Annotated in this window: 8 protein-coding genes; 6 read left to right on the top strand and 2 right to left on the bottom strand. The window is 39.3% G+C overall.

Features of this window, described 5'->3' with window-relative positions; all coding sequences use genetic code 11:
- Window positions 1–79: 79 nt before the first annotated feature.
- The 3 genes from AC6I5C_RS11710 (at window position 80) to AC6I5C_RS11700 (ending at window position 3,775) form a co-directional block, all read left to right on the top strand.
- Window positions 80–1,429 (top strand): T9SS type A sorting domain-containing protein, encoded by a 1,350-nt coding sequence (locus AC6I5C_RS11710; RefSeq protein ID WP_497905400.1) that lies wholly within the window; start codon window positions 80–82, stop codon window positions 1,427–1,429.
- 106 nt (window positions 1,430–1,535) lie between these two features.
- Window positions 1,536–2,765 (top strand): class I SAM-dependent rRNA methyltransferase, encoded by a 1,230-nt coding sequence (locus AC6I5C_RS11705; RefSeq protein WP_497905307.1) that lies wholly within the window; start codon window positions 1,536–1,538, stop codon window positions 2,763–2,765.
- Window positions 2,766–2,827: 62 nt separating this feature from the next.
- The gene (locus AC6I5C_RS11700; protein ID WP_497905306.1) at window positions 2,828–3,775 is read left to right on the top strand and encodes an NAD(P)H-dependent flavin oxidoreductase; all 948 of its coding nucleotides are present in this window, start codon (window positions 2,828–2,830) and stop codon (window positions 3,773–3,775) included.
- 64 nt (window positions 3,776–3,839) lie between these two features.
- Here the strand turns inward: AC6I5C_RS11700 and AC6I5C_RS11695 are convergent, their stop codons facing one another.
- On the bottom strand, window positions 3,840–5,537 hold the full coding sequence (locus AC6I5C_RS11695) for a T9SS type A sorting domain-containing protein (RefSeq protein ID WP_497905305.1): 1,698 nt from the start codon (window positions 5,535–5,537) through the stop codon (window positions 3,840–3,842).
- Between the two features lie 586 nt (window positions 5,538–6,123).
- Between AC6I5C_RS11695 and AC6I5C_RS11690 the strand changes: the two genes are divergently transcribed.
- Window positions 6,124–10,584 carry a PKD domain-containing protein gene (locus tag AC6I5C_RS11690; RefSeq protein WP_497905304.1) on the top strand — a complete coding sequence of 1,487 codons (4,461 nt, stop codon included), beginning with the start codon at window positions 6,124–6,126 and terminating at the stop codon, window positions 10,582–10,584.
- A gap of 62 nt (window positions 10,585–10,646) precedes the next feature.
- On the opposite strand, the gene AC6I5C_RS11685 is transcribed toward AC6I5C_RS11690, so the two are convergent.
- Entirely contained in the window at window positions 10,647–11,288 is a 642-nt protein-coding gene (locus AC6I5C_RS11685) for an alpha/beta hydrolase (protein WP_497905303.1), read from the bottom strand.
- Window positions 11,289–11,341: 53 nt separating this feature from the next.
- Between AC6I5C_RS11685 and AC6I5C_RS11680 the strand changes: the two genes are divergently transcribed.
- Both AC6I5C_RS11680 and AC6I5C_RS11675 read left to right on the top strand, forming a co-directional pair.
- A complete protein-coding gene (locus AC6I5C_RS11680; protein WP_053992977.1) occupies window positions 11,342–11,767 on the top strand; it encodes a PaaI family thioesterase in 426 nt (141 codons plus the stop codon).
- Window positions 11,767–12,897, top strand: a complete 1,131-nt coding sequence (locus AC6I5C_RS11675; protein ID WP_497905302.1) for a chorismate-binding protein — start codon at window positions 11,767–11,769, stop codon at window positions 12,895–12,897. Before AC6I5C_RS11680 ends, AC6I5C_RS11675 begins: the two co-directional genes overlap by 1 nt.
- Window positions 12,898–12,946 lie beyond the last annotated feature (49 nt).

The following is a 12,946-nucleotide window of genomic DNA, read 5'->3' as shown; positions in this document are numbered from 1 at the left end:
TTCAGGCTTGACGTATTGCAATGAGTGGGCCCATGATTATCTGGAAAATACCTTAGGATGGAATATAATAGATGCAGGGATGTCAGAAGACTGTAATGTTATTTCAGGAACTATATTGTATGATGCAGAGGGCAATGGCTGCGAAATTACAGGAGGGGCTACAGAAGGTTTTTTTGTAGGGATTGATACTGGTACCAATACATATGTGAAATCTGTGCAAAATGGTACTTATACCATTTTAACAAGTGAGGAGAGTTGTACGGTTTCACTAGTAAGTTTCCCAGATTATTTTACCGTGAGTCCAGAATCTATAGCGGTTGATTTTGCTACGTCAACAGGGGGTCAGGTTGATTTTTGTGTCACCTCCAATCAAGATGTCAACGATTTAAATATTACCTTGTTACCAACAGGCCAAGCGCGACCGGGTTTTGAGGCTACCTATAAATTGGTGGTTAAAAATTTGGGCACGCAAAGTATGGATAACATAACGGCAAGCCTCCTTTTTGATGAGGCCATGCAAAGTTTTGTGGAGGCCAATCCAGTTGCAAGCGCAACAACTACCAGCAGTTTGGAGTTTGCCATTGCAACCCTTGCACCTTTTGAGAGTTGGGAAACAAGCATTACCATGCAAACCTTTACGCCGCCAACTGTTAATGGGGATGATCTTTTAAACTTTACAGCTACGGTGTTGCCAAACACCGATGATTATACGCCTAATGACAATACCTTTAGTTTGGAGCAAATTGTAGTGAACTCCTACGATCCTAATGACAAACAAGTATTGCAGGGAGAAACTATTGTTATGGAACAAACAAGTGAGTATTTGGATTATTTGATCAGGTTCCAAAATACAGGGTCTGCCAGTGCCATTAATATTAGGGTAGAGGATGAACTGCATGACAATTTAGATTGGAGCACGTTGAGTATTACCAGTGCCAGTCATGACTATGAGGTGGAAATCACCAATGGCAATGAGGTGAAATTTATTTTTGAAGACATTTACTTACTTTCTGAATCGCAAAATGAACCTGAAAGTCATGGTTATATCGCTTATAAAATCAAGCCTAAAACAACTGTAGCGGTTGGGGATATTATGAGTGGGAATGCCAGTATCTATTTCGATTATAATGCGCCTATCATCACCAATACCGTGACCACAGAAGTTGTGGAAGTTTTGGGAGTAGGTGAGTATAATTTATCAAGCTTAATTACTGTTTACCCAAACCCAATAAGTGAAGGGGTTTATCTAGAAATGAATGATGGGCTGGAATTGATTTCAGCAAAACTGTATAATGTGCAAGGGCGCTTATTACTTGAAACCAAAGAAACCACCAACTACATCAAAACAGAACAATTGTCATCTGGCGTTTATATGTTGCGTTTGGAAACAAACAAAGGGCAGTTGGTGAAAAGAGTTGTTAAAAAATAAAAAATAAAGGATTGATATTTGAAAAAACGCAACCAGAAATGGTTGCGTTTTTTTATTGGCTTAAATCCAATTAAAACCTATAATTTTGAGGCCTTAATGCACAGCTATGTTATTTTCTGAAACTATAAAGTCCAATTATCAGCCCAAGCGTTTGGCGGTAAAATTAAATGCCAAAGGCGAGCAGTTTGTGGTCAAGGGGCATCCTTGGGTGTTTTCAAACAGTATTGTCAAGATCAATGAGGATGCAAAATCGGGTGATTTGGCCATTATTTTTAGTAAAAACAAGAATAAAGTGATTGGGCTAGGGCTGTACGATGCCAATTCTCCCATTCAAATTAAAATGCTTTATAGTGGTGGTGAAAAAGTGGAAGTTAATGCTGCTTTTTTCCAAAGGCGAATAAATGAGGCTTATGCAAGACGTCAAGAACTATTGGAGACCAATACTAATAGTTACCGATTGATTTTTGGAGAAAATGATGGGTTTCCCGGGTTGATTGCCGATGTGTATGCTTCGGTGTTGGTGGTGAAGTTGTATTCTGAAATTTGGCTTCCATATCTGGAAACTATTTTACCCATGATGCGTGAGGTTTCCAATGCTGAAACCGTAGTGATTCGGTTAAGCCGTAATCTTCAAAATATACCTAATCAAAAACTAGTTGATGGCTCTGTTGTTTATGGTGTGTTGGAGGATGAGGTTGTGGAATTTGTAGAGCACGGTGTGAATTTTTCAGCCAATGTTATCAAAGGGCATAAAACTGGTTATTTTTTAGATCATCGTGCCAATAGAAAACAGGTGGGGGAATGGAGTAAAGGTAAGTCCGTGTTGGATGTATTTTCGTATGCAGGAGGGTTTTCAGTTCATGCGCTTTATAACGGGGCTACCTCAGTAACCAGTTTGGATATTAGCAAGCAGGCTTTAGAAGTGGCGGTGGCCAATGGAAGATTAAATGACTATACAGGTGTGCATAACACCATTGCAGGTGATGCATTTAAAGAATTAGAAAATTTAATCAAGCAAGGGAAAACTTTTGACGTAGTGGTCATTGATCCGCCTAGTTTTGCCAAACAGGCTTCTGAAGTGGATTTGGCGAAAAAGAAATACGCCCAGTTGGCAACATTAGGCGCGCAATTAACGGCTACAAAAGGTCTCTTGGTGTTAGCTTCCTGTTCTTCAAGGGTGATTGCTCAAGCCTTTTTTGATATTAATAATCAAGTATTAAGTAGTGAGGGGAGGAAGTTTAAAATGGTGTTAAAAACGCAACATGATATTGACCATCCTGTGAACTTCCCAGAGGGCGCTTACTTAAAATGCGGTTACTATCAATTTTTAGATTAGAAATCCACTTCTTGTTATGCGTGCATAGTAAAATGTTTATATTTGTTGTATAAGCAAACGATATGGCACCCCTACTTACAGAAATTTTAGACATCAAATACCCCATTATTATGGCTCCAATGTTTTTGGTGTCCAATGTAGCCATGGTGAAAGAAGCCATGGAAGAAGGCATTGCAGGTTGTATTCCAGCTTTAAATTATAGAACGCTTCCGGAATTACAGGAAGCTATAAAGGAACTGAAGGCTGCAAAGCCCCAAGGAGGTTCTTTTGGCTTTAATTTGATAGTCAATAAATCGAACGTTAAATACAAAGAGCAGTTAGCGCTATTATGTGAAGAGGGTTGTGATTTTATTATCACCTCTTTAGGGAGTCCTGAAGAAACCATTCGTGAAGCCCATAAATATGGCATAAAAGTGTTTTGTGATGTTACGGATCTTGCTTATGCCAAAAAAGTAACTGAGCTTGGAGCAGACGCTGTGATTGCCGTAAACAATCAAGCAGGAGGGCACCGTGGGGAAATGTCACCAGAGCAACTCATTAAGGAAATCAAAACACATTGTAATATTCCTGTGATTTCGGCTGGAGGAGTTGGTACCAAAGCACATGTAGATGAAATGTTGAAATACGGTGCTGCAGGAGTTTCGGTAGGAAGTCCGTTTATTGCCTCACAAGAAGCTGGAGTGACTCAAGAATACAAACAGGCTTGTATCGATTACGGAAAAAAGGATATTGTGATGACTGAAAAAATTTCGGGAACGCCGTGTACGGTCATCAATACACCTTATGTACAAAAAATAGGGACCAAAGCTACTTGGTTGGAAACGGTTTTAAATAAAAACAAAAAGTTGAAGAAATGGGTGAAAATGCTAAGGTTTTACTTAGGTATGAAAGCTACAGAGAATGCAGCGCTCAAAGCAACCTATAAAACAGTTTGGGTAGCAGGCCCTAGTATAGAATATACTCATGAGATTCTTCCTGTAAAAGATATTGTAAGGAGGTTGACTAGATGAAAGATTTTTGAATAAAAAAAAGGGAAACTAAATGTTTCCCTTTTTTTTATAGAATTATATAAGCTTACTGCTTGATTAATTTTGTAGTAGCTTGTTTACCTGTAGAGGTAGAAGTTTTTAGGATGTAGTTACCTTGCGCTAAGTTAGAAATGTTTACGTCCTCAGATAAGCTGTTTCCTTTATGGTTTAATACAACTTGTCCTAACAAGTTAAGGATCGTGATGTCTGTAATTTGCTCTCCAGCTTTAACTGTCACCACATTGGTTGCAGGATTTGGGTACACAGACAATTGCTCCAATTCATAATTTGGATTGGATAACGTAGCTTCATAGGTTACGGTAATGGTCCACGTATTGTTGTCTACTTTGTTGTAGTCGGTACTACAGTCACTACCACCATAAGTTTTCCAAGCATGTAATTCAAATTCCACGTTTCCTGTGGCGCCATTTGCAATATCTATGTTGTCTCTGTTATAAGAAAAAGTTCCAGTTGAACTACCTGCACCTGATGAGATGTTAGATTCTGTTTGGCCTGTTGTGGTGCAAATTAAAATAGATCTTTGCTCTTTCATCCAGCCGTAATCCCAACCAACAGTAGTGGTACTCATTTCATATGAAACATCTACATTCGATATTTGGTATCCTTCAGGAACCGTTACAGTTAACACACCTGGGCAAGTAGTGGTGGAGCTTGTAGTAGGTTCTGAGTCAGTATATAACGTAGAGATGTCTCCATCCGTATAGATCGCAATTACTTGACCTGGAGTAAAACTCACCAGTTCCCACATTCCCAAATCGTCGGTCCCACAGTTGGTGCGGATCCAGAAATAATAAGTAGTTCCTGTAGTTAAGTCAGCAAGAGATACTGATGTTTCGGTAGCAGCCAGATTAGCCGTTGGCTCTGTGGTTTCGTCTGGAGCAGCACTATCCGTAGTTAAATAGTAATCTATTCCATTAGCAGGTCCGGTTGTTGGTGTATCCCAAGAGATTTCAGCGGTAGTTGCCGTAGCAGTAGCTTCTAAGTTAGAAACAGGTAAACATGAGGGTGCTATCTCAGCTGAAATGGCCATGATATTTAGCACACTATTACCTCCAGTACTTTTAGATATTTCAATACTTTCAATGGTTTTTCCATAGTTTTCAGGAAGAATGTCCAATGCTACTTGAAATAGTTGTGGGTCTCCAAGGGGAGATTCAATTAGTTCCGTATTTCTGTTCACACGTCCAAAACCAGATAAGGCTGTAGGCTGGATGTTTTGGTTACTATACCAATCAGGCATCTGTGAGCCGTTGAAAATCTGCACCGAAGCATCAGCAAACGTTACAATGGTGGTAAATTGTGCTGGGGTTGTTCCTGCACTTCCAGCTGTCCCTACTACAAATAGTTTGGAAGCCTGTACGTCGTTTGTGAATGTTAGCGTCCCACTATTCCCTTGGGTTACTATTCTTAAAGAATTATTCGAAGCAAAATCGGCTAATTGAAAACTAATATCAGGCGTTGCTTCAGAATTAAATAGTCCGTCGGCAGGCAATGCGAAATCAAAGTTTGAGGTACCGGTGGGATCAAAATCCGTACTCATAAAACACCAATTGGCATCATCTGCCGCGGCTGTAGTTGAGGCCATGGCTGTAGTTGCACCATTAGCCACAATATCCGCTGTAAATCCAGAATCTACAATCAAGGGCTCATATTCTTGAGCATTTAACATTAATGAGGCTCCTAAAAAGGTACCTAAAAAGAGGTTGGGTAATTTTACATTCATAAATAGTTAAATTAATGTGTTTTGTTAATAATACTTAAGTTGCTTTTATTTCCCTCAAATATATAAACATTCTTTAATTTTAACGAAATATCTTACATGTTATTAAACTTATTTTGGTATTGTTAGTTAAAGCGGTATTTTTTGTGATGTTTGCCAATTTCATAGGTTGCTTTAGGAGGTCATATTTAACTAATGATTCAATTTTATGATTAAAGGTTTTATAATGTATTGGAGTTTTAATTAAAATTAGTTGACTGCCCATTGTAGTAAATGAAAATATGAATGGCATTTCTTTCAATTTTAACTTTATTATTAAGAAATTTCATCTTATAAGTAGCCGAATATTTCAATTACATCTGTCTTTTCTTACGTGACGGTTACGTTTAACTTTTTATTTTTCAGTTGATAGAAGATTTATTTTTCGTACAATATTTTTTTTACTTTGGTCCTTCGTAATATTTTTTTACGCAATTAATAGCGAAGATTTTTTTCGATTAATAGAGTTGATTAATAGCCCGTCAACCTAAATTTACTTCAGCTAGAAATCTGCTTAATGTTTGGTTTTTAAAATCAAAAATCAACCATTATGAAAAATTATGCTATCAATTCATGTCAAAACAAATCTTCATTTTGGCATCAACAATTTAAAACTTTGGTCAATAAACAATTTATGTTGGTATTGGCTTTTTTGTTTTTAGGAAGTTTTTATTCTAGGGCTCAAACACCATGCGAAGGGGCTTTTAGGTGGGAAGATGGAGCAGCTTGGAATGAAGATGGTACTATTGATGATAGTCCTTCTCAAAGTTTTCAGCCTAAAGGCATTGTAAAATGTGGGAGTTCAGCCGAAACACAATCTGGTGTTGTTCCTTTGGAAGGTTCGGTCTATGATTCAGCTGAATTTGAAATAGATGTTGAAGGTGATGCCTGTATTGATCCAAGTTCAGGGCTTCAAGTGAGTGCTTCAAATCCAACGGACGGCCAACCTATAATTTGGTTGAATTTTGATGTAAGACCGGAAGCAGGGAGTTTTCAAATTCAAATAAATGATAATTCTGGTGATACAATAGCATGGGCTTTGTATTTGTCTGAAGTACATGAAACGGGTACACATGAAGGCGATAATGGGCAAGATTTAAGTGGAGATTGTGGTAACCTAAAAAAAGTAGCATGTGGCGTAGAGAGCTCAAGTACATGGAATACTATTCCTATTAATGGGGCTGATTTTTTGCAAGCTTCCAATTTTTATTTGGCAGTTTGGGATCAAGATGCAGATGGAGATGTTGAAATAAATAATTTTAAAGCACGATTTGGCTGTGGAGATGCCGATTTTTTAACGTGTTCATTAGTTAATGGAGTTCCAGAAGAAATTTGTAATGATGATGGGACCTTTACGATTAATATCCCTATCGAGGGAATCAATGGTGAGTATGTAGGGTACGATGCGAATTCAAATAATGAAGATGGCCTTTCCAATTTTGTTTGTTTAACTAATTCTGGAGATACCAATATAACTTCAGGAGTAATTTCTTTGACTTATGATGTAGGGACTAATTATGCAATTGAAATTTTTGAAACCAATAGCTCTAATCCTCCAGTATCAACAGATGTTAGTGAAAGTTGTAGTCATCCAGATCCATATCCGGGGGATCCAAATAATGGAAATTCTGATAGTTGTGTTTTAATTATAAGAGATGATGCTCCCGATTGCTGCGTCGAACCTAATTTGGAAGTTACTCCAGGTTCTGTTTGTGCAGAGGGGCAGTCAAGTGAAGATTTAGAAAACCTTGTTACAACCGACCAAGGTGCATTGGTAAGTTTTCATGAAACGTTGGAGGATGCCCAAAATAATACAAATGCATTGACCGATTCAGAGGTAAGTCCTTTTGAGGAAACTTCCTTTTTTGTGAGAAGCCAGGTTTCTGAGGATTGTTACACTATTCAGGATTTAGTAATTTCTATCAATCCTCTACCGGATGTAAATGCAGGTCTTGATAAAATTCTTACTTGTACTATCTCAGAAGTGACATTGGATGGTTCTAGTAGCACACCAAATGTAAGTTATGAATGGAGTGGCCCTGGAGGTTATATGTCTACTGATGCTACTCCTGTAGTTTCCCTTTTCTTGAATGCTCCTGGGACATATACTTTAACAGTGACCGATGAAAATGGTTGTACGGCCTCAGATACAGTGGAGGTAGTGCTGGGGAATTCAACGCCAGATGTTAATGCGGGACCAGATAAACTACTGACCTGTGAGGTTTTTGAAGTAACCTTGGAAGGATCAAGCAGCACGCCAAATGTAAGCTATGAATGGAGTGGCCCAGATGGATTTACATCCGATGAAGCAACTCCTAGTATTTCTATATTTAATGCTCCTGGAATTTATACTCTAACAGTAACAGGTGAAAATGGGTGTACAGCCTCAGATACAGTGGAGATAGCATTAGATACGACACAACCACAGGTAAGTTGTCCAGAAGATATTGTTTTGTGTAGTGATGATAATCCAGTTGTACTAAGTGGAGGAACTCCAGATGGTGGTACCTATAACGGTGATGGAGTTGTTGAAGGGATTTTTGACCCATCTGAAGTGACACCAGGAATTTATGAAATTACTTATTCTTATACAGCGGCCAATGGTTGTAGTAACTTTTGTGACTTTATGATAGAAGTAACTCAAGAGCCAGAGCCGGTTGAGACGGTTGTGAACATCTGTTCTGATGAGTCCTATACATGGGTTGTGAACGGTATTGAATATGAGGGCGCAGACGGGGACATAACCGTTAGCGTCGAGGGCGAGGACTGTGATGCAGACCAGGTACTGGTGCTGACGGTAACCGAAGAGCCAGAGCCGGTTGAGACGGTTGTGAACATCTGCTCGGATGAGTCCTATACATGGGTTGTGAACGGTATTGAATATGAGGGCGCAGACGGGGACATAACCGTTAGCGTCGAGGGCGAGGACTGTGCGGCCGACCAGCGCCTGGTGCTAACGGTGACTGAGGAGCCAGAGCCTGTAGTGACGGAGGTCAATATCTGTTCGGACGAGGAGTATTTGTGGTCAGTCAACGGGGAGACCTATACCACGGCCCAGGACATCACGATAGAGGGCGAGGACTGTGCGGCCGACCAGCGTCTGGTGCTAATGGTGACTGAGGAGCCAGAGCCTGTAGTGACGGAGGTGAACATCTGTTCGGACGAGGAATATTTATGGTCCATTAACGGGGAGACCTATACAACGGCCCAGGACATCACGATAGAGGGCGAGGACTGTGCGGCCGACCAGCGCCTGGTGCTAACGGTGACTGAGGAGCCAGAGCCTGTAGTGACGGAAGTGAACATCTGTTCGGACGAGGAATATTTATGGTCCATCAACGGGGAGACCTATACCACGGCCCAGGACATCACCATAGAGGGTGAGTACTGTGCAGCCGACCAGAGATTAGTACTTAGTGTTTACCCAGTGCCAATAGTAGATGCAGGTTTGAACATCTTTATTACTTGTTCTGTAGATGGTCAGGAGACTTTGGAAGGAATTGCTTCTGTGGAAGGAGGGGAAATCGATACAATAGAATGGAGTAATGCCAGTGGAACAATTATTAGCGGGGGAGATACTCTTACTCCTATAATTGAAGGTTCTGGAATATATACGTTAACGGTGACAACAACGGATGGTTGCTCAGCAAGTGATTCAGTGGAAGTGGTTATTGAAGATTACAAAGCTCCAGAAATAAAGTCAGATACCCCTAATATGGATCTTGGATGTAATCCATCAGAGATTATTCCACCTGTATTCACTCTGGTTGAAGATGAAAATGAAACTAATATTCCATCTAACACAGAAGGTCCTATAAATAATGAAGGGTGTAATTTTGTACAGACTTGGACAGCTAGTTATTTAGACTGTGCAGGAAATATTCAATCTCTAAGTGTGACCTTTACTTGGATAGAAGATACCGAAGATCCTAAAATTGAACTTCCTGTGGTGGAACTGAAGTGTAATGAAGCTTTTCCTGAAGTGTTAGAGGCTTATTATTCTGATAATTGTGTGGATTCTGGCTATGTTTATGCAGGACCAACCAATATAACAGTCGTGGATTGTGTGGAGTATGCCGATTATGTATTTGTGGCATCAGATCAATGTAATACAACAGAGGTGACCCTAAAAGTACAACGTGAATTTGATTTGTATGACAATTGTGAAACGGCTTATGGTAGAGATCCAGAGACAAATTCGTGTTTTATTCCTGATTTTGGCAATTGGGGATGGACCAATTATTTTGAAAACGAAAATGAGCCTGATGAGCCCTATGTGATGGATTTATATGCCGGTGCAGCGCAATGTGACATCACCAACCGGACTCCTGTGGGGACTGTAACTGTTAATTACGTTGACGGGCAAGCTACTGTTACATATGATTTGCTTGATGGTTTTGTAATGAACGAAGCGCATGTATACATTGGTTGCGAAGAATATCCTAAAAAAGGGAAGGGCAAAAAATATACGGTAGCGCCTGGTCAGTATAATTTTAACCCGAGTGGCACTTTAGGATTTGCTTCCAATTATACTGTTGGTCCAGTAAATGTAGAAGGTCCGATATATGTTATTGCACATGCTGTTGTTTGTGAAGTAGTTTGTAAATGTTCTCCTGTAGTGGAAGGCGATACTTATGAGCCGAATAATGATACTCTTGATTGTACCGAAGAGGAGCTTGTTGTAGAAGATCCTAGAGGGCCTAAAGGACCTAAGGGGCCAAAAGGCAAAAACAAACGTACGGCTAGTACTTTTGATGTCTATCCAGTACCATTTAAAACGGCGATTAATATTAAATACCAATATGCTTTTGATACAGATGTAACTATTGAAATTACAGACATTAGAGGTGTTGTAGTAGCATCATATAAAGACGATCTTTATAGAGCCAATATGACAAGAGAAGTTAATTTCGATTTGTCTCATGCCTTGGATAGAATGCTTTATGTAAGAATAAAATCTAATAATGGCAGTGAAATTAAGAAAATCATTTCCTCAAATGCTAAACGTTAAAAATTGAGTAATAGCGTAATTCTTAGTTGAAAAAAGTGGTCATTCAAGTGACCACTTTTTTGTTATGCAAACTTCGAAATAAGTTCTGTATTCACCACATGTTTACCTTCAAAAGGAATGATGTCTAAATTGTTTGGAAATAGCAAATTTGCTCTGTTGATTTCTGTTTCTATGCGTTCTTTTGTTAAGTATTCATCTTCGGTGCCGTATAGAAGAGATATTTTTGTTGACGGCTTCATATAGTTGAAATCTTCAGGATTCAATTCTTTTGGAATACCACCCGAATGAATTATTAATTCATGGCATTGCAGTTTCCGTTTGGCCAAATAACGCATAGAGACGCTAACCCCTTGGGAATAGCCCAAGACAATCAATCTTTTGTCAGCAGGGAATTGTTCCGCTTCCCAAACGGCATCAAAATAGCGCATGACGTTTTCAGTTTCCTTAAGCGTGTTTTCCTTGGTAAGCCAACTGGCTCCCACATGTCTCAGTTTTGGAGGAATATAGTATTTGCTCTGTGCCTGTGGCGCAACGATGTAGTTTTCGTCAGTATTCAAATGTTCAAAATGTCTTAAAAAATAGCGACTTAAATAGCCCATGCCATGGCAAACAAACCAAATATTCTTGGTGCGTTCTGTGAGTTGGTTGAGTGTGGCGTACGAATTTGTGGTAGTATAGGTGATTTCCTTTTCGGATAAATTCATTATTAGTCTTGGTTTTGTATTTTTACAATCGACTTTAAAATTACACTATTTCTATGCAATTATCGAAAGAAGAGGTTCTGCAACGTGCCAATGAACAATGTAAAAATACCTTGATGGAAACCTTGAATATTGAAATTGTGGACTTTGGGGAAGACTTTTTGGTGGCCAAAATGCCTGTAGATTCCAGAGTGCACCAACCAGACGGGGTATTGCACGGAGGGGCTACTGCAGCATTGGCGGAGAGCGTAGGGAGCTTTGCTTCGCATATTTTTGTGGATACTGAAAAGTTTTTTGTGAGAGGTATAGAAATTACGGCCAATCACCTGAAAGGAATTCGAGAAGGCAATGTTTATGCCAAAGCCACTTTTATCCATAAAGGAAGAACCACCCAGCTTTTGGATATTCGTGTGACCGACGACGATAACAATTTGATTTCTGTATGTAAGTTGTCCACCATTTCCCTGCCTAAAAATAAGTAATGGAACTAGAAACATTTTTGATACCATTTCAGGATTTCTACAAGTCCAAACGTCCTTTTGTGCTTTATAGAAAACCGAATAAAAAGGCAATAAAGGCCTTGGTCCAAGTGGATGATAGCTTATATTTTGTAAAGGATTTTTCCGAACAAGGGTTTGTCATGGCTCCGTTTGACGATAAACAAAACATGGTTTTAATTCCTTTGCAGAATTCAGAAAGTCTTGAATTGGAAACCTACGATGTAAAGGACTTTGAAGCAGAAGAGAATTCATTGTCTTCATCTAATCTTGAAGCAGACAAAAGGCAACATGTTGATTTGGTGAAAGAGGGGGTGAATGCCATCCAGAAAGGAGCCTTTGAAAAAGTGGTGCTTTCAAGACAGGAAAAGGTTGTTTTGGATACTCCGAATCCAATCGAATTGTTCCAAAAATTGTTGGCAACATATCCAACAGCTTTTGTGTATTGTTGGTATCACCCCAAAATAGGTTTATGGCTTGGGGCCACGCCTGAAACCTTGTTGAAAGTTGAAAATAACAGGATGTCTACCATGGCTTTGGCGGGAACACAGGCTTACAAAGATTCAGCAGATGTAGTTTGGGGAGTTAAAGAACAGCAGGAGCAACAGTTTGTCACCGATTTTATTATTGAAAGTCTTCAAGGTGTCATAGACAATTTACGAGTTACGGAGCCATCTACTGTTAGAGCTGGAGGTTTACTTCACATACAAACCAAGATTAGTGGAACGTTGAATGGCAATCTGGAAGAAGTTATAAAAAGATTGCATCCAACACCTGCTGTATGTGGATTGCCGAAATTGACTTCAAAAGCATTTGTTGTTGAAAATGAGTATTACAATCGGACTTATTACACAGGTTTTCTAGGGGAGCTCAATCTAAAGAAGAAGAACGCTCGTAATATTAAACGAAGAAACATCGAGAACAATGCCTACGATACGGTAAAAAGGGTTACTGATTTATATGTGAACTTGCGCTGTATGCAGCTTGAGGATGATGCGGCTTTGATTTATGTTGGTGGAGGCATTACCAAAGATTCCGATCCAGAATTGGAATGGGAGGAAACCGTAAACAAATCCAAAACCATGAAAAAAGTCCTGAATTCTTTTCAGAAATGAGGAAGAAAGGAAGGCTTTGTTTTGAATAAACAAAATTTAAATAGCAGTG

The sequence above is a fragment of the Mangrovimonas sp. sgz306409 genome, from assembly GCF_059735265.1.
The sequence above is the reverse complement of the archived record's forward strand: the minus strand, read 5'-3'. Positions and strand labels throughout refer to the sequence as shown.

What these genes read in the sequence shown, in the direction of transcription:
- AC6I5C_RS11710 (WP_497905400.1), top strand. Translation starts at nt 80, where the DNA reads ATGTCAGAAGACTGTAATGTTATTTCAGGAACTATATTGTATGATGCA.
- AC6I5C_RS11685 (WP_497905303.1), bottom strand. Translation starts at nt 11,288, where the DNA reads ATGAATTTATCCGAAAAGGAAATCACCTATACTACCACAAATTCGTAC.
- AC6I5C_RS11705 (WP_497905307.1), top strand. Translation starts at nt 1,536, where the DNA reads ATGTTATTTTCTGAAACTATAAAGTCCAATTATCAGCCCAAGCGTTTG.
- AC6I5C_RS11675 (WP_497905302.1), top strand. Translation starts at nt 11,767, where the DNA reads ATGGAACTAGAAACATTTTTGATACCATTTCAGGATTTCTACAAGTCC.
- AC6I5C_RS11695 (WP_497905305.1), bottom strand. Translation starts at nt 5,537, where the DNA reads ATGAATGTAAAATTACCCAACCTCTTTTTAGGTACCTTTTTAGGAGCC.
- AC6I5C_RS11690 (WP_497905304.1), top strand. Translation starts at nt 6,124, where the DNA reads ATGAAAAATTATGCTATCAATTCATGTCAAAACAAATCTTCATTTTGG.
- AC6I5C_RS11680 (WP_053992977.1), top strand. Translation starts at nt 11,342, where the DNA reads ATGCAATTATCGAAAGAAGAGGTTCTGCAACGTGCCAATGAACAATGT.
- AC6I5C_RS11700 (WP_497905306.1), top strand. Translation starts at nt 2,828, where the DNA reads ATGGCACCCCTACTTACAGAAATTTTAGACATCAAATACCCCATTATT.